This window comes from Saliphagus sp. LR7 (assembly GCF_003344565.1).
GTDB lineage: Archaea > Halobacteriota > Halobacteria > Halobacteriales > Natrialbaceae > Saliphagus > Saliphagus infecundisoli.
On record NZ_QPND01000002.1, the window covers coordinates 133,608 to 156,701 of the forward strand.

A 23,094-nucleotide genomic window follows, 5' to 3' on the forward strand; every position below is an offset into this window, starting at 1 on the left:
TAACTCGTCCGCTCGCCCCTCGTTTGGGCCCGGTCGCGGGCCGGTGACGTCGCCTCCGGCTGCCGCCTGCCGCCCGCCGTCCGGGCGGCCCCCGACCGCGGGGCCGCCGCGCTGGAAATGGTAAGACACTCCTTACCCACCCCTGAATGGGCGGCCAGTGATCTCCCTTCGCCACCCGCTGGCCGCGGCGGCCGGCGCGACCGCGTTGACCCTGCCCTGGATCGGGGTCCTCGCCTCCGGCGCCGACTTTCCGACCGGGACGACGGTTCTCCTGAGCGGGCTCGCGATCCTCGGCTCGTCGTTCCTGCTGGCCTGGGCGGCCGAGACCGCCGAGAAGGACGTCCCCCGCTCGTTCGCGATCGCCGTCCTCGCGGTGCTGGCCGTCGCCCCCGAGTACGCCGTCGACGCCCTCTACGCCTGGACCGCCGGCGCCCAGGCCGGCACCGAACGCGGCATCGAGGCCGGCAACCTTGCGATCGCGAACATGACCGGCGCGAACCGCATCCTGATCGGCCTGGGCTGGTCGGCGATCGCGCTCTTTACGATCTGGCGGGCGCTTCGAGTGACCGACGTCTCCGTGCGCCACTACGACGGGCGCCTGGCCGACGCGGTCGTCCTCGACCGGGGGATCTCGATCGAGATCGCCTTCCTCGGGGTCGCCACCCTCTGGGCCTTCTTCATCCCGCTTCTGGGCGGGATCGACGTCCTCGACACGGTCGTCCTCGTCGGCCTCTACGTCGCCTACATCCTGATCGTCCTCCGGGCCGGCGTCGAGGCGCCCGCCGAACACGTCGGCGTCCCGGCGTACTTCCAGGCCTACGCCCGCCCCCGGCGTATCGCGACGGTGATCGGCCTCTTCGTCTACTCCGGCGCCATGTTGTTGCTGGCCGTCGAGGAGTTCGCCCACGGTCTCGAGGGCCTGGGCGTCGCCTACGGGATCCCCAAGTTCTTCATGATCCAGTGGATCGCCCCCCTCGCCAGCGAGTCCCCCGAACTCATCGTGGTGGCCGTCCTCGTGATGAAGTCGCGCTCGACTGCCGGCTTCAACGCCCTCATTTCCTCGAAGCTCAACCAGTGGACGCTGCTCATCGGCACGCTCGCGGTCGTCTACTCGATCGCGCTCGGCCGGTACGGCGTCCTCGAGTTCGAGTTCAAACAGTCCCTCGAGATCTGGCTGACCGCCGCCCAGTCCTTTTTCGCGCTGTCCCTGCTGGTCGACTTCGAACTCTCCGCCCGGGAGGCCGTCGCCCTGCTCGCCTTGTTCGTCTCCCAGGTCGCCATCGAGTTCCTCGTGTTGCGGGTGCTCCCTGTCGCCAACCCCGAGATGCTGAGCCACCGGTCGCTGCTCGCGTTCACGCTGATCTACGTCGTTCTCGGGCTCGCGCTGTTCGTCCGCCGGCGCGACTCCGTCGCCGAACTGCTCTCGCTTGCGGGCGTGACCGCCCGGCAGGCGATCCACGGCGGGCGCGTCCCGGAGGCCGACTGACGTGCTCGCGATCGTCGAGAGCCGCGCGGACGTGGCCTCCGAACGCATCGCCGACGCGCTCCGCGAGGGCGCCGACTGGGACGTCCACGAGGACGCCTCGCGGGCCGACGGCGACGGCGGCGGCACCTACTCCCGGACCGACGGCGCCGAACTCCGGACGTTCGACGGGCTCCACATCGAACTCGAGGAGCCCGCCGCGGCCTTCGAGTGCGACCCGGACCTGCTCGTCTTCGCCTCGCGGCACTCGGGGGAAACCGGCCCGCTGCTTTCGGGGCACTTCACGGGCAACTTCGGCCCGGCGGAGTTCGGCGGCGAGGACGGTCGGTTCGCCGAGGCGGCGCCCAACGCCCTCCCCGCGTTGCTCGCCGCGTTCGACGAGCACGCCCCCGAGAGGTACGACGTCGGCACGGAGTGTACCCATCACGGGCCGACCAACGTCGGCTGCCCCTCGCTGTTCGCCGAACTCGGCAGCGACGACGAGCAGTGGACCGACCCGGCGGGGGCGGCGGCCGTCGCGCGCGCGATCCTCGACCTACGGGGGGTTTCGCCCCACCGCGAACGACAGGTCGTCGGCTTCGGCGGCGGCCACTACGCCCCCCGGTTCGAGCGGATCGTCCGCGAGACTCCGTGGGCCGTCGGCCACGTCGGCTCCGACTGGGCCCTGGAAGCGATGGGCCTCCCGGAATCGAACCGCGCGACCATCGAACGCGCGTTCGAAGCGAGCAGCGCCGCCCACGCCGTGATCGAGGGCGACCGGCCCGCCCTCGAGACCACCGTCGAGGAGCTCGGATACCGGGTCGTGAGCGAGCGGTGGCTCCGAGCCGTCGGCGACCGACCCCTGGCGCTGGTCGATCGGGTCGAGGACGCGCTCGGCCCGATCGACGAGGGGATCCGGTTCGGGGAGGCCCGCGGGGAGTTCGCGGTCCGTCCCTTTCCGACCGAACTCCTCCGGGCCGCCGAGGGGATCGACGCCGACCGAACCCGGGAGCTCCTCGAACGGGAGGCCGTCGCTTTCGAGACGAGAGAGGGGGGCAACCGGATCGGGGCACGGGCCGCACTGCCGGAGACGGAGGCAGGCGAGCGCGCGGAGGGGATCCTCGAGGAACTCCTGGCGATCCTCGGGGAGCGCTACGAGGAGGTGAGCGTCGGCGGCGACGAGGTCCGCGCACACGAAACCGCGTTCGATCCCGAACGCGCCCGCGAGTTGGGGGTCCCCGAGGGGCCGGCGTTCGGGCGACTGTCGGGGGGCGAGGCGGTGGAGATCGCGGGCGAGGAGATCGGTCCCGACGAGGTCTCCGGCGAGCGCATCGAGTGCTTCCCGTTGCCCGATGGCTGGGGCTGACCGGATCGTCCGCCCCGAACGCCGGTCCGGTCGTCGGACTCGCAGCCGTACTGTCCTTACGGCGAGTAAAACGGGGTTACCGCCGGGTCATCGGTTTCGGGCCGGAAGGTAATCCGATTCTAACAGGTACGCGAAGTGTTAGATCGACAGGGGAAAGGTAATTACGCTCCGTCCTAAACAGGGGTCCAAGAATGGACTCGATTGTCGAGAACGCCATCGACGAGGCCGAAGACGGCAACGGCGAGAGCGAGGTCGGACAGGGGAGCCCGGTCGGCCAGTCCGGGACGATGACCGACGACGAGCTCGAGGACGTCCTCGAGGAGCTCCAGACCGACATCACGGTCGTCGGCTGTGGGGGCGCCGGGGGAAACACCGTAAACCGAATGAAAGAGGAGGGGATCCACGGCGCGAAACTCGTCGCCGCCAACACCGACGTCCAGCACCTGGTCGAGGTCGAGGCCAACACGAAGATCCTGATGGGCGAACAGAAGACCGGCGGGCGGGGCGCCGGCTCGCTGCCCCAGGTCGGCGAGGAGGCCGCCCTGGAGAGCCAACAGGACATCCACGACGCCATCGAGGGCTCGGACATGGTGTTCGTCACCGCCGGGCTGGGCGGCGGTACCGGCACCGGCTCGGCGCCCGTCGTCGCGAAGGCCGCCCGCGACCAGGGCGCGCTCACCATCTCGATCGTCACTACGCCGTTTACCGCCGAGGGCGAGGTCCGGCGGACGAACGCCGAGGCCGGGCTCGAACGCCTCCGTGACGTGAGCGACACCGTGATCGTGGTTCCCAACGACCGCCTGCTCGATTCGGTGGGCAAGCTCCCCGTCAAACAGGCGTTCAAGGTCAGCGACGAGGTCCTGATGCGCTCGGTCAAGGGGATCACCGAACTCATCACGAAGCCCGGCCTCGTCAACCTGGACTTCGCCGACGTCCGGACCGTCATGGAGCGGGGCGGCGTCGCGATGATCGGTCTCGGCGAGTCGGATTCGGAGACGAAAGCCGAGGACTCCGTCAAGACCGCGCTTCGCTCACCCCTGCTCGACGTCGATATCGGCGGGGCGAGCTCGGCGCTGGTCAACGTCACCGGCGGCTCGGACATGTCGATCGGCGAGGCCGAGGGCGTCGTCGAGGAGATCTACGACCGGATCGACCCCGAGGCCCGCATCATCTGGGGGACCTCGATCGACGAGAGCCTCGAGGGCTCGATGCGGACGATGATCGTCGTCACCGGCGTCGAATCGCCCCAGATCTACGGCCAGACCGCGACCGACTCCCAGCCCGTCGGCGACGACATCGACTTCATCGACTGACGGGGTCGTAGTCGTTTGGAGAACGGGTCGAAACGACGGCCGTCGGAACCGGCCTCTCGGAGTTACTTCACGCTCGTCGCCGGGGAAGGAGCCGATCGGCGAGCGCCGAGAGCCGGTCGTCCTCGGAATCGGCTCCCGGCGCTCGGGTCCCCGTCTCCTCGACGGGCTGCCAGATCACCCACTCCTCACAGTCGGGACACCGCTGGGAGACCCCCGAAAGCTGGGGGTTGCTTGCGAGAAAGCCGCAGTTCGAACACTGTTTCGTCACGAGGGAGTCATTCGGCCGTCCTCCCATAACCTCGCGTGTTCGTTCCCCTCTCCTCGCCCGGATTTCGCCCAATTAGCCCGGATTCACGACAGTTCATCACATGGGGAGCGGGACCGACCGCGGATCGTCCGACGGGCGTCCGACGCCGGGGTCAGTCGTCGGCCGTCGCCCCGCTCGGCGATGACTCGAGGTCGCCCTCGATGCTCGGGGGATACTTCCCGCGGTCGAGCCTGAGATCCGACTGCGGGCGGGCCATGCAGGTCAGGGCGTAGGACTCCGCTTCGGCCTCGGTGAGCCCGCGGGCCGCCGGCTGGGTCACTTCTCCTTCGAGAATCTCGGCCGAACAGGCCAGACACATCCCGACGCGACAGGAGTACTCCTGGGCGATCCCCTCCTCGATACACCGACCCAGGATCGTCTCGGTGTCCGAACAGGTGATCCGTTCCCCCGTTCCGACGAACTCGACCGTGTACTCGGCCATGGCCCGTCTACACGCTTCCGGTATAAAAGACCGGGCGATCGCCGCTCATAAACAGTTTTCTCGCTTCGCTCTCCATGCCACCGTATGAGCTCCCCCTCGCGCTCCTCCGGCGCCGCCGAGTACGACGTCGTCGTGGTCGGTGCCGGCACCGCCGGCTGTTACGCCGCGGCGACCGTCGCCGAAGCCGGCTACGACGTCTGCATTCTTGAACGAAAGACCGAGTCCGAAGCCGGCCACATCGCCTGTGGCGACGCCCTGAAGGGTGCCGACGCCTTCCCCGAGGTGATCCCCAAATCCCGCCTCGAACCGGCCTTTACGAACACCGACGTCGACCACGGCCGCTTCGAGATCCCCCAGGAGGACACCGTCCTCGAGATCCCGGTCCCCGGCGAGCTCGCGGTCGTCGATCGCTGGGAGTACGGCCGGCAGGTCATCGCGGGCGCGAACGATGCCGGCGTCGACTTTCACTACGACACCGTCGTCCAGGACGTCATCCAGCCCAATGGGCAGGTGACGGGGGTGCGCGCGATGCGGAAAGGCGATCCGAAGGAGTACGCCGCCGAGGTCGTCGTAGACGGCGCGGGCGCGCTCTCGATCCTTCAGGACAAAGTCGACTTCTCCGAATCGACGTTCGACACCAACGTCACCTACTCGCAGTTCTGTTCGGCCTACCGCGAGATCGTCCACGTCGACGAACCGGTCGAGTGGTCGGACGCACTCGTGTTCAAACCCACCGAGCGCGCGGCGGGCTACCTCTGGTACTTCCCCCGGACCGAGACCGAGATCAACGCCGGCCTGGGCTTTCAGATGACCGAGGAACCGATGAAGCTCGTCGACGATCTGAAACGCGACCTCCGCGAGCGCCCCGAGTTCGAGGGCGCGCGCGTCTCCGACAAACTCGGCGCCGCCCTCCCCACCCGCCGGCCGTACGACTCGGCGGTCCATCCTGGATTCGTCGCCGTCGGCGACGCCGCGGGCCACGTCAACCCTACGACCGGCGGCGGCATCGCCGGCGCCGCCTATGCCGGCAAGTACGCCGGCGAACAGACCATCGAGGCGATCGAATCGGGCGACGTGAGCGAGGCCGCCCTCTGGGAGTACAACGAGCGGGTGATGGACCACTACGGCGCCCGCTACGCCGCCCTCGACGTCTACAACGTGCTCTCGACGGCGGTCGACGTCGACGACCTGATGGGCCTGCTCGCCGCAATGCCCGGCGACAAACTCGCCGAGGCCCTCTACTCGGGCAGCACCGACATCGGGCTCAAACTCAAACTCGAGGCCCTCCTCAAGAGCTACGGCCACTGGGGAACCATCCTGAACCTCTACAAGACCAAACGCCGGGCCGACGAGGTGCTGGCCCACTACGAGCAGTATCCCTCCGATCCCCGGAACTTCCCGGCCTGGCAGGCCGAACGCGACCACGTCATGGAGTCGGTGTACGAGACGACGGGCGCCGATCCGAAGTACTAGAACCGACCTTTTGCGCTGCGGGCGCGACGAAGTCGCGCCCTCGGCAAAACGTCGATGAAAAGCACTCCTCCCTCCCCTGCGGGTCGGTCGTCGGCCCGCGCTCCCTGCGGTCGCGCGGTCGGTCACCTTGCTCCCCTGCCCTTCCCCGGATCGCGCGTCCCTCGAGTTCCTCGGGGCGCGCTCGCGGCCATCGTTTGAGACGGTCAATTACGCGAGACGGACGACCCAGAATCCGTCCGCAGCCAGCGCGAAATACGCCGATACATCTAATACAATCTGCGACGACGAATACGTATGCCGATCGATATCGAGACCTTCGAGTCGTCGCCCGAGAACCGACTGCGGAACGGCGGCGAAACCAACGCGGAGCGGGTCATGGAGTTTCTGGCCGCCAACCCGGACCGGGCGTTCACCCAGAGCGAGATCCGCGACGCGACCGGCGTGAAAGCCGGCAGCATCAGCGTGGTCCTCTCCCGACTGGAAGAGCGCGGCCTCGTCCGCCACAGGGGCAACTACTGGGCGCTCGGGGAGGACGAGGAGGTCGCAGCGTACACCGATATGGCAGAGAGCACTCGCACCGCGAACGAGCGCTTCGGCGAGGAGGACGTCGCGGAGTAGCTGGAACACGCCGTCGAGGACGGGGAATGACCTACCGACGAGGGGACGTCGTCTGGGGACCCGATCCGTTCAAGTCCGGCGAGAACCCGCGACCGTGGCTGATTCTCAAGTCTGGAACGGTGACGCCGAAGGGCGGATTTACCGCCTACCCTGATGGGTTCGAGGCCGAGTTCATGGACAAGCCCCACCCTCCACGAGCGAACCCGTCAGGGTGAGCGAAGTAGGGTGGGGTAGTTGACCAACGCATCCCACCCGTTCGGCGACGAGGAGTACATGACGGTCACGCTGACGACGACGCCCCACGACGCGACCGTGCCGATCGATCCGGACGACTGGGCCGAAGGCGGAATGCCACGCCAGAGCTACGCCTCCCCGTGGTCGGTCGCGTCGCCGAAACACGCCGCGATCGTCCGCCGTCAGGGTCGCCTCCGGGAGTCGTTCGTCCGGACCGTCATCGAGGAGATGGAAACGTACCTCGAGTCGCCGGTCGAGACCCCATAGCCTGCGGGCCTGATACGGACTTCTGTAAATCAGTACCGGCGAACCTGCGACCGTTCTGCGGTTTCGCCGGTAAATCGGTACAGCAATCCGTATGAAACCCTCTCCAAGAACGATCCATCGATTCCTCCAGGTTGACCTTCCTATGGACGCTCGCGCCCGATCCGTTCGATCGCGCCCGCGAGGGTCTCGACGCCCTGGCGGAGGCTGGCCTCGTCCACGTCGAAGGTCGCGGTGTGGTGGCCGCCGGGGTGGTCGGTGCCGACGCCGACGTAACAGGCTTTGCCGCCCCGTTGCTGGACGGCCTGCATGAGAAAGGTCGCGTCCTCGCTGCCGCCGAGGTCGTCGTGGTCGAGCACCGAATCGACGCCCTCGACGCTCCCCGCAGAATCGGCGACCAGCGCGGCGATCTCCGCGTCGCTTTCGGCGCTGGGGGCTTTCGCGCCGAGGGTGAGCGAGACCTCGCAGTCGTGCATCGCGGCCGCGGTCTCGAGGACGTTCTCGGCCTTCTCTTCCATGTACTCCATGAGGTGGGTCGTCTCGCCGCGGGCTTCGGCGACAATCTCGGCCTCCTCGGCGACGATGTTCGCGGCGCTGCCGGCGTCGACGACGCCGACGTTGATCCGGGTCGCACCATCGGAGTGCCGGGGAATGCCGTAGCAGTTCTGGACGGCGGTCGCCATCGCCTGGATCGCGTTGCGGCCCTCCTCGGGGTGGCCACCGGCGTGGGAGGGTTCGCCGGTGAACCGTGCTTCGAGGTGGGAGACGGCCAGAAAGCCGCCGATCCCGGCGACGACCTCTCCGGTGGGGTGGTCGAGGCCGATGTGGACCGCGAGCAGGTAGTCGACGTCCTCGATGTGGTCGCTCTCGGCCATCGCCTTCCCGCCGCCGATGACCTCCTCTGCGGGCTGGAAGAAGACCTTGAGGGTGCCCTCGAACTCGCTCTCGAGAACCCGCTCGATCGTCCCGATCCCCATCGTCATGTGGGCGTCGTGGCCGCAGGCGTGCATCGCGCCCTCGTGTTCCGATCGGAAGCTCTCGGCGACGGGCACGTGGTCGGCGTCGTCGGATTCGGTTCGGGGGAGGCCGTCGATGTCGACCCGGAGGCCGACCGTCGGCCCGTTCTCGTGGTCGCCCTGGCGGAAGACGGCGACCGCACCCGTATAGCCTCCTTCGAGGCGGGAGAGGAGGTCCTCGTCGACGCCCGCCGCGCGGGCCCGTTCGTACCACGATTCGAGGTCGGCGTCGTCGGGGACCGCCAGTCGGTGCTCGCCCGCCAGCGCGTCGGGACCGACGTGGAGCTCGTCGGGCTCGAAGCGGTCCTCGAGCTCGGAGACGAGTCGGGCGGTCGTCCGGAACTCACACCAGGCGGGTTCGGGGATCCGATGGAAGCCGCGGCGGAGGTCGGCGAGAGAGTCATCGAGGTCGTCCTGCGTGTGGGCCATACCGACGACTCCGGCGGCGAGGCCAAAGCTCTGGCGGATGTCGAGGTTGGTCTCCGACCCGATCAGGGCCCGAGCAGGAAGATCACGAACAGGAAGACGACGACCGCGAGCGCGAGTGAGGCCTCGACCCAGGTGTTGTAGTCGGGATCGCCGAAGAGCCGGATCCAGTCGTCGAAGACGTCGTACAGCAGGGAGAGTCCGAAGAGGACGAACGAGCCGACGGCGATCGCCAGCACGGTTCCGATCGGGTCCTCGCCCGGGATCTCGACGACGATCGAGAGGAGCAGCGGGAAGAGCACGAGATAGGAGAGCCCGAGCGTCGTCAGCGCGAGGAACTTCCGGTAGCTCCTGGTCATCGCGTCGACCCGCGGGACCAGGGTCGTGAGGCCCGCGGCCAACACCGTCACGGTGAGCAAGGAGAGGACGGAGGCGACGTCGATCTCGACCATGCGATAACGTCCCGGCGCGATGACAATATCTTTTCGCTCTAACCCATCCCGTGGATCCGCTCGACCTCGGCCTCGACGTGGACCGAACTCGGGAACTCCCTGCCTGCGATCTCGCGGGCGAAGGTGTCGTGGCCGTGGATCTCGAGTTCCCGGCTGAAGACGGTGTACGACCAGTCCGGGAAGCTCCGGCGGTCGTCGGCGTGGAGCCGGCGCCGTTGAGGAACCCGGAGGTCGTCGGGCGGGTGGGTATGTGGGCCTTTCAGCTGGGCACCCTTCCGTTCGGCGTCGGCTTTGATCTCGGAGACGACGCCATCGAGGGCGGTCCGGTCGCCGCTCTGGAGCCGGAGCCGGGTGACGAAGGTCATGTCTGTCTCTTCCGGCCGAGGGGTAAAAACCTGCTGAGACCGGGAACGCCCGCCACGCCGGCCCACGAACGTGTTCGCCCGACGACCGGTCCGATATTCTCTTAACGGTTCACCCGGTAACTGGTGTAATGGCAGTCGAAGCGACGAGCGCAGGCGCGATCCTCTACCGGGATACGCGGGGCCGGCGCGAGTACCTCCTCCTCAAGAGCCGCCCGGGGGACTGGGAGTTCCCCAAGGGCGGCGTCGAGGGCCAGGAGGAACTCCAGCAGACGGCTATCCGCGAGGTCAAAGAGGAAGCAGGCATCGATCAGTTCAGGCTACTCGACGGCTTCCGGGAGGACTACGACTACGTCTTCCAGGCCAACGGGAAGACGATCCACAAGACCGTCCACCTCTTCGTCGCCGAGTCCTTCGAGGCGAGCGCCGAACTCTCGGCCGAACACAGGGACCTCCAGTGGCGCGACTACGATCAGGCGGTCAACACCGTCACCCAGGACGGCCCCCGCGAGATCTTAGAACAGGCCGACGACTTTCTGGACGAGTACGAGGCCGACGACGAGGAGACCGAAGAGGAGTAACCCCGACCCGGGGAGAGCCGGATCGCGACGCCACGAACCGACGACCTCTCGGTTCCCGAACTCCATCCGACCGCATGGACGGAGCCAGCGAGTTCGGCTTCGAGCTCCGGACGTGCCGGTGGGCCGAACGCGAGTGGGAGCCCCCGAAAGGGGGGGCGGTGCTGGTCGCCCGCCAGCTCGGAACCAAACGGCGGCGGTGGGACACGATCGTCCTCGAGTGCGACCCCGAGGGGCTCCGCGAACGCGCGCGGTTCGGCCCCGACCGGCTCGACGGCGACCTGCTCGACGTCGTCCGCCACGCCCCCGGGGAGTGGGCGTACTACCGCGAGGCGCTCCCCCATCCGGGCTACCCCTGGCGGTACGTCCGCGAGGCGATCCACCGGGCCGCGGATAGAGAGATCCTCGAGACCCGAAAGCGGGGTAATCGCATCGAGATCCGCCGGAAGTGGCCCTACCCCGACTGGCTCCGTCGGGTGATCGCCATCGAGAACAAGCCCGACCTCGAGGCGAGCGCGGCCCGCGTCCTGGGCGACCAGCTAGAACACGACGTCGCGCTGGCGCTCGCCGACGAGGTGTGGGTCGCGACCCGGACGACCGGCGAGTCCGTCGAGCCCGCACTGCTCGAGGACCTCCCCGTCGAGGTCGGCATTCTCGCGTTCGATGCCGAGGAGCTGTCGGCCGAGGTCGCCTGGCATCCCCGAACCCTGTCGGTCGCGGAGCCGGGGACCCGAATCGAGGAACGCCCGACAGGTGGCCGGGGCGATTCCTCCGCCGCCCGATTCGAGTACGTTCCCGGCGAGGAGAAAGTCGAGACGCGACTCGAGATCGCCGAACGCGCCTACGAGCGGGGGTGGCGCTCCTATATCGACTCGATGCGCCCGGACTGTCGGGGCTTCGAGCTACGCCCTGCGGGAGCGGCGTCGGAGCTGCTCCGGCCCCACTGCACCGAAAAGGAGCGCGAACAGACCGCAAGTGAGTGTTCGGGGTCGTGTCCGGGCTTCGAACCCGAACCCCCGGCCTGGCGCGGCCGGGGCTGGCCGATCGAGGGCGGTCCGGGGAAGGGCTGTCGGCGACTGTTGGAGGAGCGGCGGCGTCGGCAGCGTCCGGACCTCTAGTCGGCGACCGAGACCTCGAACTCGTCGCGTTCGACCGCGAGCCGGAACGTCGGAACGGTCCGGTACTCGATCTCCACGACGTCCTTGCGCCGGAGCGCCTGGAGCCCCTCGCGGACCTCCTCGCTCGTCGGGTCGACGTCGTATGCCTCCCGGAGCTTGTGGAGCACGGAAACGACGCTCTCGGATCGCTCGTCGGGGCCGGCGAGCACCTCCACGATCCGGGCCTGGAGCTCCGGAACTCGGATGCGCGAGGGCGGCCCCTCCGAGTCGGGGTCGCTGTCGATTCCCGGTTCGACGTCGACGAGCTCTGCGGCCTCGCTCGTCGCCCGGATCAGGCTGTTGTCGTCCCGGAAGTAGTAGTCGCCGAGTTCGCCCTCGAGGTACTGGTGGACCTCGCTGCCGCTTTCCATCCCCCACCGCTCCTGGAGCTCGCTGTTTTTCGTCGGCTGGAGCTCGACGACGTCGGCGAGGCGGGACGTGGCTTCCTCCGAGAGGGTCATGCGTGGGAGTAGTCGGATCCCGGAACTTTAGTTGATCGTCATGTGCTCGGACTCCTCGTTCAGCGCGAGGTTCGCCGCGATCTCGGCGTTTCGCATGGCGTACTGGGCGGTCTGCTGGAGGCTTACGAGCACCTCCCGGATCCGGAGCAGATCCTCGTTTTCCATCTCGGGGAGCGCCGCGAGGATCTCGCCTTCGTGTTCGGTGATCTCGTGGAACAGTTTTCGGGCCTCGATCGTCCGGTCGTAGTCCCGGGAGACGGCGGCGTCGACCGCGATCTCGGTGATCTCGTCGACCTGGTCGGTCAGGTCCCGGATCTCGCGCATCGTCGGGTTGTCGACGTTCAACGAATGGCCCTCGGCCTCCATGACGATGTCGGCGATGTCCTCGGCGTTGTCCGCGGTCAGTTCGAGGTTCTTCGCGATCGAACGATAGCCGATCAGCGGGAAGCCGCTGTCGAGGCCGACCGCCCGCGCGAGGTTCGGGTTCTGGTAGGCGGTGAAGATCAGTCGGAGGAGGAGCACGAAGATCTTGTTCGCCTGGCGTTCGCGGTTCAACGCCCGCTGGGCGAGGTCGGGGTTGCCGTGGGCCAGGGCCTTGATCGCCTCCCCGCGCATCGTCCGGCCGGTGCGCTCGAGCCGTTCGAGGAGATTGTCGAGCGTGAAGTCCTCGGGGTCGACCGAGCAGCGAATCGAGATGTTCTCGGGGGTCTCCTCGATCACGCCCAGGCCCATCAGCTGGGTTTCCGCCCGGTAGACGGCGTTGATGTGGTCGGAGGCGAGCGCGCCGTCCTCGTTTTCGATCCGGATGATCCGCCGGCCGAGGACGTACTGGGCGACGATCGCACGCTCGACGGCGTCGGCATCGAGGTTGTCGGCGTGGATGATCGCCTCGGTCTCCTCGGTGCTCGCGGACTCGGGCATCACCGTCAGCGTCCCCTTCCCGCTGGTCCGGATCGAGACCTCGTCGCCCTTCTCGACGTCCTGGGCGCTCGCCCACTCCGCGGGCAGGGTCATCGCCAGCGTCGAGGGTCCCAGCCGCTGTACTTTCCGCGTTTCCATACCCGAGGTAGGCATCAGTACCCCTTAATCCTGACTATATACCAATTATACATCCGGACGAGGTACTAGGTGTGGGGATGGGTTAGACGAGTTCGATCAGCCGGGTCGTAAACCGGCCCGTTCTGACCCGCCGCCAGCCCCGCAACCCCTCCGAAATCTCGCGATCGTCGATATCGACCCGCAGTACCTCCAGACCGTCGAGTTTCTCGTCGGAGGCGACGACCTCGACCCGCTCGGCCCGTTCGATGACTGCCGGCGAGATCTGGTGGTTGCCTCGCCCGAAGACGAAACCCTGGCCCCCGATCGGCGAGACGACGATCACGGTCCGCTCGCAGCTGTCGAGCACCTCCAGAATCCCCTCCTCGGAGGCATCGCTGGCGAGGACCTCGCCGTCGCGCCAGACGTCGACGCCGAGCGGCGAGCCCGCGAACCCGAGTTCGTCCTCGATGGCGCCGACCGTGCTCCCGGGCCCGAAGACGTAGCACGTGTCGGTCTCGACCTCCGCGGCGAACCCCGCGGCCAGGGCCTCGACGCTCCCGCCCGCGAGCTGTTTGTTCGACTGGAGCCCCTCGGCGACGGGCACCGGAACGATCGCCCGGAGCTCCGACCGGACGTTGCCCTCCCGGTAAGCGGCCTCGTCGATGTCGTTTACCTCCCGGGGCTCGATTCGATCGAATTCGGCGGCGATCCGGCCCGCCTCCCCCGGGCTCACGGCGAACACCGACGAGTAGACCTTCACGCCCGCGGGGACGCCGAGCATCGGCGTCTCTCCCCCGTGGTCGGTCAGCACCTCCGCGACGTCGACGGCCGTCCCGTCGCCGCCGACGAAGCAGACCAGGTCGACCCCTCGCTCTACGAACGCCCGGACCGCCTCTCGCGTGTCCTCGGCGGTCGTCTCCTCGCCGGGATCGGTGAGGACCTCGGGGTCGAAGCCGGCCTCGCGGGCCTCCGTCTCGCCCATCTCCCCGCCGGCGGCGTAGACGGTCAGGCCGGGCTTTCGGCGGGCGAGCGCCTCCAGGGCCTCGCGGGCCCGGTCGGGCGCGCGCGGTTCGGCGCCCCGCTCTCTGGCCTCCTCGAGGGCGTCGTCGGTCCCCTTCAGCCCGACCCGTCCGCCCATCCCCGCGATCGGGTTGACCACGACGCCGACGGCGTCCATGGCTCGGGTTCGGATGGCGCCTCCAAAAGCCGCCCGGTCGGCATCTGAACTGTTAAGGGGGCTGCGGTTCGACCGACGGGCATGGTCGAACCGATCTCCGTGATCCTCTCGGCGAGCGTTCCGATCGCACCCCTCGGCTGGGGCGTCCTCGTCGCCAGCCTGCTGATCACCGTCGCCTGGCTCGCCTCCCTCTACCGGTAGCTCACTCGGCGTCCTCGACGCCCGCGACCCGCGCCCGGAGCCAGTCTGCGGCCGCCGCGACCTCCTCTTCGTCGCCGCTCTCGATCGAGACCCGAACGGAGTCGCCGGGATAGCTTCCCACGGTGACGGAAAACTCCGCCTGGAGCTCCTCGAGTCGATCGAGCAGCGCGCTCTCGGGTTCGTTGGCGACGACGACCTCGCGGTGGATCGCCTCGCCCGAAAAGTCGTCCTCGATCGCCTCGAACATCGCCTCCATCTCCGCCGGAACCCCCGGAAGGACGTAGACGCCCGCGAGGGCCGCTCCCGGTGCGACCCCGACCTCGTTGTGCAGGGCGCGCGCGCCCTTCGGGAGGTCGGCGGTCCCGCTCGCGAGGTCCTCGCGGGCGTAGCCGCCTTCGGCCGTGAGCCACTCGAGGGCCTCCGCACTCTCTTCGACGGATCGTCCGAGGGCGGCCGCGACGCCCTCCATCGTGAGGTCGTCGTGGGTCGGGCCGAGCCCGCCGGTGACGAGGACGGCGTCGTACTCCGCGCGGTACTCGTTGACGACGCGGGCGATGTCGCCCACGCGGTCGGGGACGGTCGTCACGCGCTCGACCCGGACGCCCCGCTCGCGCAGGCGGGCACAGAGCCAGGTCGCGTTCGTGTTCGTCGTCCGCCCGGCGAGCAGTTCGTCCCCGACCGTGACGACCGCGCAGTTCATGGCCCGGCTTGGCGGCCGGCGAACAAATGCCTCTCGCTACCCCTCGGTACCCCGCTCGCGTCGAACCGTCGTCACGTAGATCCCCGCGAGGACGACGACCCCGCCGCCGACCGTGATCGTATCGGGTACTTCGGCGAGCAACCCGAACGCGAGGAGGGTCGCACCGACGGGTTCGCCGAGCCAGGCGACGCTGACGACGACGGACTCCACGTGCTCGAGCACCCAGTTGACGATCGTGTGGCCGAGGACGCCGGGACCGACGGCCATCGCGAGAAAGAGAAGCCACTCGCGGGCGGGGTACGCGAACAGGCCGTGGCCCTGGACGACGACGATCCCGAGCAAGGTCAGCGCACAGGCCGTGTAGACGACGGTAACGTACGGAAAGAGGGGGACGCGCTGGCGGATCGACCGGCCCGCGAGCACGTAGCCCGCGACGGTGATCGCGCCCACGAGGGCGAGCGAGTTGCCGTACCAGGTCGAATCCGAGATCGGGGCCTGTCCCGCGTCGCCGAACGTCATCGCGGTCGCGCCCGCGAGGGCGACGGCGATCCCCGCGACCGTGACCCGATCGACGCGCTCTCCCAGGAGGAGGGCGGCGCCGATAGCCACGAAAACGGGCTGGGTCTGGACCAGGGTCACGCTCGCGGCGACGCTCGTGTGGCCCAGACTCTCGAACCAGGCCGAGAAGTGGACCGCGAGCGCGACGCCCGCGACCGCCGCCCACGCGAGATCCCGGCGGGAAAAGCGCGCGAACGCCGCTCGGTCGGCGGGCCGGGCGAGGGCGATGGGTGCGACGATCCCCACCGTGAACAGAACCCGGTAGAGGGCGGCGACCGAACTCGGGGCTGCGCTCCACCGAACGAGGATCGCGCTCGAGCTCGCCGCGAGGACGGCGAAGGCCAGCGCCGCAAGGGGGGTCACTTGGAGGTCCCGAAACACGTTCGGGCCGTGCTTCCGGGGAGCCAAACCCGTTCCGGATGTGCCGTCGAGACCGGAGTGAAAACTAACTTGTTCTACTGAAACTACGTTGGGAAGATTTATGGTGGGCCGGCCGGACAGTCGCTACTGCACGAAGGACGGGGAGATCGCCCGCGACGGCCGCAAGCGGCGGCCACGTCGCATCCCTCCACTCCGATATCATGAGTCACAACGCCATCCAATCCGACGACGTTCGATCGATACTCGAGCGGGCCCGGACGGGCCAGGAAACGAATTTCACGGAATGGGACGACCTCGCCGGCGAGATCGAGCGCGATCTCTACGCTGGCGCCTCCACGGAAGAGGTGTACGAGGCGACCGTCAACGCCCTTTCGGCCCGGATTGAGCGGGTGCCCGAACTGAAAGCGGTCGCCGGCGCCGTCGTCCGCGAGCGCCACTATCGGGAGGTCACGGACGAACTGCCCGATGGCCCCGAGGGCTACCGCGAGGCGTTCGTCGCGGGCATCGAGGAGGGGGTCGAGACCGGCCTCCTCGACGACCGGATGGCCGAACGCTTCGATCTCGAGGAACTGGCGTCGGCCATCGAACCCGACCGCGATCGCTCGCTGGAGTACATGGCGATGGTGACGCTAACCGAGCGGTACTTCCTCTCGACGAACGAGGGCCGCCCGCTGGAACTCCCACAGGGGTTCTGGATGCGTGTCGCGATGGGCCTCGCCCTGGAGGAGGACGACCCCCAGGCCCGCGCCCGGGAGTTCTACGACGTGCTCTCGAACCTGGAGTTCACGCCCTCGACGCCCACCCTCTTTCACAGCGGAACGACCCACCCACAGCTCTCGTCGTGTTACCTGACGACCGTCGAGGACGACCTCGAGGCGATCTTCGACGGCTACAAGGGACACGCAAAGCTCTCGAAGTGGAGCGGCGGACTGGGCAACGATTGGACGAACCTCCGCGCGGAGGGCGCGCTCATCGAGTCCACGGGGGTCGAATCGACGGGCGTCGTCCCCTTCCTCCGGATCAGCAACGACGTGACGGGCGCGATCAACCGCTCGGGGAAACGGCGGGGTGCGGCGTGTGCCTACCTCGCGATCTGGCACGCCGACTTCCCCGCGTTCCTCGACCTGAAACGCAACACGGGCGACGAGCGCCGGCGCACCCCCGATATGAACACAGCGGCCTGGATCCCGGACCTGTTCATGGAACGCGTCGAAGCAGGAGAAGAGTGGACGCTCTTTTCGCCCGACGAGACCCCCGACCTCCACGGACTCACGGGCGAGGCGTTCGCCGAACGCTACCGCGAGTACGAGCGCCAGGCCGAAAAGGGCGAGTTTCGCCAGCACGAGACCGTCGAGGCCGCCGAACTCTGGCGGACGCTGCTCACCCGACTGTTCGAGACCGGCCACCCCTGGCTCACGTTCAAGGACCCCTGTAACGTCCGCAGCCCCCAGGACCACGCCGGCACGGTCCACTCCTCGAACCTCTGTACCGAGATCACGCTCAACACCGCGAGCGACGAACACGCCGTCTGCAACCTCGGCAGCGTCAACCTTGCGACCCACGTCACGGAGGGAGAGCTGGACCGCGACCGTCTGGAGGACACGATCGAGACCGCGACGAGGATGCTCGACAACGTCGTCGATCTCTGCTTTTATCCGACCGAGGAAGCCGAACGCTCGAACTCCCGTCACCGTCCGGTCGGCCTCGGGGTCATGGGCTTTCACGACGCGCTGATGGAGGTCGGGGTTCCGATGGCGAGCGAGGAGGCGATCGAGGTCGCCAACCGCTGGCAGGAGTTCGTCTCCCGGGAAGCGATCATGGGGAGTTCCCGCCTCGCGGCCGAACGCGGCGCCTACCCCTCCTTCGAGGGCTCGAAGTGGGATCGGGACCTGTTCCCCCAGGACACCGTCGACCTGCTCGAGTCCGAGCGAGGACGGAAGATCCCGACCGACCGCGAGGAACAGTTGGATTGGGAGCCGGTTCGCGAACACGTCGCCGAGCACGGAATGCGCAACTCGAACACGATGGCCGTCGCGCCGACGGCGACCGTCTCGACGATCAACGGCACCTCGCCGTCGATCGAGCCGATCTACTCGAACCTCTACGTGAAGTCGAACATGTCCGGCGACTTCACCATCGTCAACGACCACCTCGTCTCGGATCTCCGAGAGCGGGACCTCTGGGACGAGGAGATGGTCGATCGGATCAAGTACCACGACGGGGCGATCCAGGAGGTAGAGTCGATCCCCGAGGAGTTGAAGGAACTGTACCGGGGCGCCTTCGAGATCGACCCGCGCCACCAGCTTCGCCTGACGGCCCACCGGGGGACCTGGATCGACCAGTCGATCTCCCACAACGTCTTCTTTCCCTCGACCGACGGCTCGCTGCTCGATTCGGTCTACCGGACAGCGTGGGAACTCGGCCTGAAGACCACCTACTACCTCCGCACCCTCGGCGCCTCCGGGATCGAGAAATCCACGCTCGACATGGCCGAGTACGGCTCGACCCACGACCGCGATGCCGACGGCGACGGCGAGTCGGGACTCGCCACCGTCTCCGATCCGACCTGCGACGCCTGCCAGTAACCGCCCTGATTACTCCGAACAACCTCCACTACACCATGCCAGTCATCGACGCCGACGCCGAACACGACCCGAACAAGATCCTCCCGATCGACTACCCCTGGGCCCGCGAGTACTACGAGGCCGGGGTCGCGAACAACTGGGTGCCCGCCGAGATCCCGATGGGCGAGGACGTCTCCCAGTGGAACGGCGACGCGCTCACGGAGGGCGAGCGCCAGCTCGTCGAGTGGAACCTTGGCTTCTTCTCGACGGCCGAATCACTGACCGCGAACAACGTCGTCCTCGCGCTCTACGAGTACATCACCGCGCCCGAATGCCGCCAGTACCTCCTCAGGCAGGCCTACGAGGAGGCGATCCACACGGACACGTTCATCTACTGCTGTGACAGCCTGGGATTCGAACCCGAGTACCTCTATGGCATGTACGACCGGGTGCCCGCAATCGAGGCAAAGGACGCCTTCGTCGTCGATCTCACGCAGGCCATCGACGACCCCGACTTCTCCCTCGACGGCCCCGAGGACGTTCGTGCCCTGCTCCGGGACCTCGTGGGCTTCTACGTCATCATGGAGGGGATCTTCTTCTATGCGGGGTTCGCGATGATGCTCGGGCTCAAACGCCGCGACCGGATGGTCGGCGTCGGCCAGCAGTTCGAGTACATCATGCGCGACGAGTCCCTCCACGTCGGCTTCGGCACCGACCTGATCTCCGAGATCCGCGCGGAGAATCCCGCGGTCTGGACCGACGAGTTCGAGGCCGAGATCGCGGAACTCGTCCGCGAGGCCGTCGAACTCGAGGCCCGCTACGCCCGTGAGGCCTGTCCCGAGGACGTCCTCGGGATGAGTTCCGAGGGGTTCGTCGAGTACGTCGAGTACGTCGCCGACCGGCGGCTGGGTCAACTCGAGATGGACCCCCAGTACGGGACCGAGAACCCGTTCCCGTGGCTCTCCGAGCAGGTCGACCTGAACAAGGAGAAGAACTTCTTCGAGACGCAGGTGACGGAGTACCAGAGCGGAGGCTCGCTGGACTGGTAGTCGTCGCCGGGATCTCGCCCCGCGAAGGGCCGGTGAAGCCTCTCGGGGCCGGCAAGACCGACTCAGGGACGGTCGTGGACCCAGAACTCGTCCTCGACCGTGATTTCCTTTTTGAACAGCGGCACCTCGTCTTTCAGACGATTGATCCCGTCCTCAACGGTCGAAAAGGCCTCCCCGCGGTGGCCCGCGAGGACGACGACGAAGACGATGTCCTCGCCGTCGCGGACGACCCCGGTCCGGTGGTGGAGGCGGACCTCATACACCCCCTCTCGGGCCTCGAGTTCCTCGCGGATCTCGCCCATCCGCCGGTCGGCGACGCCGTCGTACTTCTCGAACTTGAGGGCTTCGGTCCGGGCGTCGTCGGCCGAGTCCTTCGCGCGGACCCGTCCCGTGAACGTCGCGATGGCGCCCGCGCGCTCGGCCCGTGGCGAGCGTTTGACCGCCCGGACGAGCGACTCGAGGGTCTCGTAGGGCTCGTGGTCCTCGAGCTCGTCGGCAACGCCGTCCGGCTCGAGTTCGCCCGGACCGGAGACCGCCGCGAGCATCTCGCCGGCCTCCGCGTCGCCGACCCCCGAATCGGCGTCACCGACGACGACCGTCGGCTCGTCGAGCGAGGGGACGCCGACGACGACGGCGTACGCACAGTCGATCGCGAGCGAGTCGAGGGCTTCCGTGATCGAGAGGCCGGTGCCGGAGGCGAGCCAGTCGCCGTCGGCGCCGAGCTCGTAGGTGACGTCGCTGCCGGTTGCCGGTCCCGTCTCGGGCATGTGGAGCCCGTCGGCGATCGTCGCGTCGTAGCGGACGACGCCGACCCGGCCCCGACCGCCAAGCTCGGAGACGAGCCGGTCGAGACAGCGTTCTACGGTCTCCTCGCCGGCACCGCCGTCGAGAATCCCGAGCACGTGCATGTCCCGACGGACGCGCGGGCGGGCCTTCTAGCTGTCGCTCGCCATCGCTCGCTGCTGGGCGCTCTCGCCTCCGTTGCCGACCAGTTGGCAACCCTTAAGAGAGGGAGCGGGCTACACCGCGGTAGCATGAAAGTGGTCGTCTCCATCGGCGGGAGCGTGCTCGTTCCCGACCTCGGTTCCGACCGGGTCGCCGAACACGCCGCCGTCGTCGAGGACCTCCTCGAGGACGGCTGCCGGGTCGGTTGCGTCGTCGGCGGCGGCGGCGTCGCCCGGGAGTACATCGGGGCCGCCCGCGACCTGGGCGCAAACGAGATCGAACTCGACCAGCTCGGCATCGACGTCACCCGGCTCAACGCCCGGTTGCTGATCGCGGCGCTGGGCGAGGACGCGGCGACGGCGCCGGCTCTCGACTACGAGGAGGCCGGTGACGCACTCCGGGGGGGCGACGTCTGCGTGATGGGCGGGGTCGCCCCGGCCCAGACGACCGACGCCGTCGCCGCCGCCCTCGCGGAGTACGTCGACGCGAACCTGTTGATCTACGCGACGAGCGTCCCCGGGGTCTACAGCGCCGATCCCGAGGAGGACGCCGACGCAACGAAGTACGACGAGCTCTCGGCGACCGACCTCGTCGACGTCATCGCGGACATCGACATGGACGCCGGCTCCTCGGCGCCCGTCGATCTGCTCGCGGCGAAGATCATCCAGCGTGCGGGGATGCGCACCATCGTTCTGGACGGTACCGACCCCGCCCGGATCGCCCGGGCGGTCCGGTACGGCGACCACGACGGCACGGACGTGATCCCCGAGGGCGTCGGCGAGAAGCCGACCTACTGGGCCGACAACGAGATCGGGACCGAGCAGCGATGAGCGGCGAGAGGGAGGGGCCGTACACCCTCCAGGACGACGGCGACGACCGCCACGCCTTCTGGGCCGATACGGTCGCCGACAGGGTCGAAGAACGGATCGCTCGCCATCGGCGAGCGGGTACGCGAGACGAGGACGACCCGATCGTCGTCAAGGGCGGGATCTCGCCGTCGGGTGTGCCCCACCTGGGCAACGTCAACGAGATCATGCGGGGGTACTACGTCGCCGAAGTTCTCCGCGAGCGCGGCCACGACGTCCGGCAAGTCTTTACTGCCGACGACGCCGATCCCCTGCGGAAGCTGCCCCGAACCCTCGCCGACCTCGAGGGGAACCTCGTCGATCTCGGCGAGGTGGACGCGGGCGCGCTCGGGCGGAACCTGGGGGTTCCGTACACGGAGATTCCCGACCCGTTCGGCTGCTGTGGCTCCTACGGGGAGCACTTCTCGAACATCATCCAGCAGAGCGCCGACGCCCTCGACGTCCCGATCGAACTCCACTCGACGACGGAGCTCTACGAGTCGGGCAGGCTCGAGGAGGCGACCCGCCACGTCCTCGCCAACCGCGAGCGCGCTCGGGAGGTGCTCTCGGCCTACCAGGACAAGGTCAACGACGACTACGTCCCGTTCAACCCCCGGTGTAGCGACTGTGGCAAGATCACGGAGACGGTCACGGGCATCGATCTGGGCGAGAACACCGTCGACTACCGATGTACCGACATGAAGGCCGGCGACCGGACGATCGAGGGCTGTGGCCACGAGGGGACCGCCACGCTCCGGGAGGGGAAGATGCCCTGGCGCTTCGAGTGGCCCGCCCAGTGGCAGGCGTTGACGGTGGACTTCGAACCGTTCGGGAAGGACCACGCCGAGGGTTCCTGGCCCAGTGGCGAGGACGTCGCCCGGAACGTCCTGGCGATCGAGCCGCCGGTTCCGATGGTCTACGAGTGGTTCACCCTCGACGGCGAACCGTTCTCCTCGTCGGAAGGGAACGTCATTCTCGTCTCCGAGGTCTTAGAGATGTTGGAGCCCGAGGTCCTCCGATACTTCTTCGCGAAGGATCCGACCACGGCCCGGGACTTCAGCATCGAACGCCTCGACCAACTCGTCGACGAGTTCGACCGGTTCGAGGCGATCTACTTCGGGGAAGTCGAGGCCAGCGAGGACGAGCGGGCGTTCGCCGACCGGGTCTACCCGCTCGTGGTCGGTAAGGAGGAAGGCGAACTCGAGGACCGCCGGGAACGGATCCGCCTGCCCTACACCTTTGCGGCAGTCCTCGGGATGACCGACGACCCCGCGCTCCGCGAGGAGATCGCACGCCGGGAGGGACACGTCCCCGAGGACGCCCCCGAGTGGGCGATCGAGGAGGCCCTGGCGCGGGTCGAGCGCGCCCGGACGTGGGCCAGGGAGACCGGAAACGAGTTCGATTACGAACTCAAGCGGACGGTCCTTCCGGACCACGAGTTCGACGCCGACACCGAACGCGCGCTCGAGGAGCTCGCCGACTTCATCGAGGCGGGCAACGACGCCGAGGCGATCCAGGGCGAGATCTACGAGACCGCAAAGCGCCACGACATCGACGTCGGCGACTTCTTCGGGGCGGGCTATCGCCTCTTTTTCGACGACGAGCAGGGTCCCAAGCTGGGTCCGTTCCTCGCGAAGGTCGACCGGGAGTTCGTCGTCGCCAGGCTGCGCCGGGAGCGGTGACCGCGGGGCAAAAGCCCTTTGAG

At 68.1% G+C, this 23,094-nt stretch carries 23 protein-coding genes and 1 pseudogene; 13 read left to right on the plus strand and 11 right to left on the minus strand.

Annotated features, from left to right (window positions below; genetic code table 11):
• Positions 1 to 157 precede the first annotated feature (157 nt).
• The 3 genes from DVH23_RS03295 (at position 158) to ftsZ (ending at position 4,141) form a co-directional block, all read left to right on the plus strand.
• Positions 158 to 1,486 (plus strand): sodium:calcium antiporter, encoded by a 1,329-nt coding sequence (locus tag DVH23_RS03295; RefSeq protein WP_114576015.1) that lies wholly within the window; start codon positions 158 to 160, stop codon positions 1,484 to 1,486.
• Between the two features lies 1 nt (position 1,487).
• Positions 1,488 to 2,828, plus strand: a complete 1,341-nt coding sequence (locus DVH23_RS03300; protein WP_114576016.1) for a D-aminoacyl-tRNA deacylase — start codon at positions 1,488 to 1,490, stop codon at positions 2,826 to 2,828.
• 191 nt (positions 2,829 to 3,019) lie between these two features.
• The gene (gene ftsZ, locus DVH23_RS03305; protein WP_114576017.1) at positions 3,020 to 4,141 is read left to right on the plus strand and encodes a cell division protein FtsZ; all 1,122 of its coding nucleotides are present in this window, start codon (positions 3,020 to 3,022) and stop codon (positions 4,139 to 4,141) included.
• Between the two features lie 67 nt (positions 4,142 to 4,208).
• On the opposite strand, the gene DVH23_RS03310 is transcribed toward ftsZ, so the two are convergent.
• Together DVH23_RS03310 and DVH23_RS03315 are read right to left on the minus strand one after the other, a co-directional pair.
• Complete coding sequence (locus DVH23_RS03310; protein ID WP_114576018.1) at positions 4,209 to 4,409, minus strand: hypothetical protein; 201 nt, start codon at positions 4,407 to 4,409, stop codon at positions 4,209 to 4,211.
• A 151-nt stretch (positions 4,410 to 4,560) separates the two neighbouring features.
• Positions 4,561 to 4,890 (minus strand): 2Fe-2S iron-sulfur cluster-binding protein, encoded by a 330-nt coding sequence (locus DVH23_RS03315; protein ID WP_114576019.1) that lies wholly within the window; start codon positions 4,888 to 4,890, stop codon positions 4,561 to 4,563.
• A gap of 84 nt (positions 4,891 to 4,974) precedes the next feature.
• Here DVH23_RS03315 and DVH23_RS03320 point away from each other — a divergent pair, with 84 nt between their 5' ends.
• From DVH23_RS03320 to DVH23_RS03335, 4 genes and pseudogenes are all read left to right on the plus strand, one after another.
• Positions 4,975 to 6,363 (plus strand): geranylgeranyl reductase family protein, encoded by a 1,389-nt coding sequence (locus tag DVH23_RS03320; RefSeq protein WP_114576020.1) that lies wholly within the window; start codon positions 4,975 to 4,977, stop codon positions 6,361 to 6,363.
• Positions 6,364 to 6,657: 294 nt separating this feature from the next.
• A complete protein-coding gene (locus DVH23_RS03325) occupies positions 6,658 to 6,981 on the plus strand; it encodes a helix-turn-helix domain-containing protein (RefSeq protein WP_114576021.1) in 324 nt (107 codons plus the stop codon).
• A gap of 98 nt (positions 6,982 to 7,079) precedes the next feature.
• Positions 7,080 to 7,196, plus strand: a pseudogene (locus DVH23_RS25125) (RNA-guided endonuclease TnpB family protein); the annotation flags it as partial.
• Between the two features lie 19 nt (positions 7,197 to 7,215).
• Entirely contained in the window at positions 7,216 to 7,482 is a 267-nt protein-coding gene (locus DVH23_RS03335; protein ID WP_232833691.1) for a hypothetical protein, read from the plus strand.
• Positions 7,483 to 7,622: 140 nt separating this feature from the next.
• Here DVH23_RS03335 and DVH23_RS03340 read toward each other — a convergent pair whose 3' ends face one another.
• From DVH23_RS03340 to DVH23_RS03350, 3 genes are all read right to left on the minus strand, one after another.
• Positions 7,623 to 8,924, minus strand: coding sequence for an amidohydrolase (locus DVH23_RS03340; RefSeq protein WP_114576022.1), 1,302 nt, complete (start codon positions 8,922 to 8,924; stop codon positions 7,623 to 7,625).
• Between the two features lie 62 nt (positions 8,925 to 8,986).
• The gene (locus DVH23_RS03345; RefSeq protein ID WP_114576023.1) at positions 8,987 to 9,373 is read right to left on the minus strand and encodes a hypothetical protein; all 387 of its coding nucleotides are present in this window, start codon (positions 9,371 to 9,373) and stop codon (positions 8,987 to 8,989) included.
• 38 nt (positions 9,374 to 9,411) lie between these two features.
• The gene (locus DVH23_RS03350; RefSeq protein ID WP_114576024.1) at positions 9,412 to 9,738 is read right to left on the minus strand and encodes an uS10/mL48 family ribosomal protein; all 327 of its coding nucleotides are present in this window, start codon (positions 9,736 to 9,738) and stop codon (positions 9,412 to 9,414) included.
• A gap of 128 nt (positions 9,739 to 9,866) precedes the next feature.
• Here DVH23_RS03350 and DVH23_RS03355 point away from each other — a divergent pair, with 128 nt between their 5' ends.
• On the plus strand, positions 9,867 to 10,316 hold the full coding sequence (locus DVH23_RS03355; protein ID WP_114576025.1) for a bis(5'-nucleosyl)-tetraphosphatase: 450 nt from the start codon (positions 9,867 to 9,869) through the stop codon (positions 10,314 to 10,316).
• Between the two features lie 74 nt (positions 10,317 to 10,390).
• On the plus strand, positions 10,391 to 11,431 hold the full coding sequence (locus tag DVH23_RS03360) for a DUF5787 family protein (RefSeq protein ID WP_114576026.1): 1,041 nt from the start codon (positions 10,391 to 10,393) through the stop codon (positions 11,429 to 11,431).
• On the opposite strand, the gene DVH23_RS03365 is transcribed toward DVH23_RS03360, so the two are convergent.
• The 5 genes from DVH23_RS03365 to DVH23_RS03385 form a co-directional block, all read right to left on the minus strand.
• Positions 11,428 to 11,931 (minus strand): DUF5797 family protein, encoded by a 504-nt coding sequence (locus tag DVH23_RS03365; RefSeq protein WP_114576027.1) that lies wholly within the window; start codon positions 11,929 to 11,931, stop codon positions 11,428 to 11,430. The genes DVH23_RS03360 and DVH23_RS03365 overlap by 4 nt on opposite strands.
• A 27-nt stretch (positions 11,932 to 11,958) precedes the next feature.
• Entirely contained in the window at positions 11,959 to 12,990 is a 1,032-nt protein-coding gene (locus DVH23_RS03370; protein WP_114576028.1) for a phosphate uptake regulator PhoU, read from the minus strand.
• Between the two features lie 82 nt (positions 12,991 to 13,072).
• Complete coding sequence (locus tag DVH23_RS03375; RefSeq protein WP_114576029.1) at positions 13,073 to 14,146, minus strand: ATP-NAD kinase family protein; 1,074 nt, start codon at positions 14,144 to 14,146, stop codon at positions 13,073 to 13,075.
• Positions 14,147 to 14,348: 202 nt separating this feature from the next.
• A complete protein-coding gene (locus DVH23_RS03380) occupies positions 14,349 to 15,047 on the minus strand; it encodes a molybdopterin-binding protein (protein ID WP_114576030.1) in 699 nt (232 codons plus the stop codon).
• Between the two features lie 36 nt (positions 15,048 to 15,083).
• A complete protein-coding gene (locus tag DVH23_RS03385) occupies positions 15,084 to 15,986 on the minus strand; it encodes a DMT family transporter (RefSeq protein WP_114576031.1) in 903 nt (300 codons plus the stop codon).
• A 200-nt stretch (positions 15,987 to 16,186) separates the two neighbouring features.
• On the opposite strand from DVH23_RS03385, the gene DVH23_RS03390 reads away from it, so the two are divergent.
• Together DVH23_RS03390 and DVH23_RS03395 are read left to right on the plus strand one after the other, a co-directional pair.
• Complete coding sequence (locus DVH23_RS03390) at positions 16,187 to 18,571, plus strand: ribonucleoside-diphosphate reductase subunit alpha (RefSeq protein ID WP_114576032.1); 2,385 nt, start codon at positions 16,187 to 16,189, stop codon at positions 18,569 to 18,571.
• Between the two features lie 35 nt (positions 18,572 to 18,606).
• Positions 18,607 to 19,599, plus strand: coding sequence for a ribonucleotide-diphosphate reductase subunit beta (locus tag DVH23_RS03395; protein ID WP_114576033.1), 993 nt, complete (start codon positions 18,607 to 18,609; stop codon positions 19,597 to 19,599).
• Between the two features lie 62 nt (positions 19,600 to 19,661).
• On the opposite strand, the gene DVH23_RS03400 is transcribed toward DVH23_RS03395, so the two are convergent.
• Positions 19,662 to 20,507, minus strand: coding sequence for a molybdopterin synthase (locus DVH23_RS03400; protein ID WP_114576034.1), 846 nt, complete (start codon positions 20,505 to 20,507; stop codon positions 19,662 to 19,664).
• 126 nt (positions 20,508 to 20,633) lie between these two features.
• On the opposite strand from DVH23_RS03400, the gene pyrH reads away from it, so the two are divergent.
• Together pyrH and lysS are read left to right on the plus strand one after the other, a co-directional pair.
• Positions 20,634 to 21,374: a UMP kinase gene (pyrH, locus tag DVH23_RS03405; RefSeq protein ID WP_114576035.1), complete on the plus strand. Its 741-nt coding sequence runs from the start codon at positions 20,634 to 20,636 to the stop codon at positions 21,372 to 21,374.
• On the plus strand, positions 21,371 to 23,071 hold the full coding sequence (lysS, locus tag DVH23_RS03410; RefSeq protein ID WP_114576036.1) for a lysine--tRNA ligase: 1,701 nt from the start codon (positions 21,371 to 21,373) through the stop codon (positions 23,069 to 23,071). Before pyrH ends, lysS begins: the two co-directional genes overlap by 4 nt.
• The last annotated feature ends 23 nt before the right edge of the window (positions 23,072 to 23,094 follow it).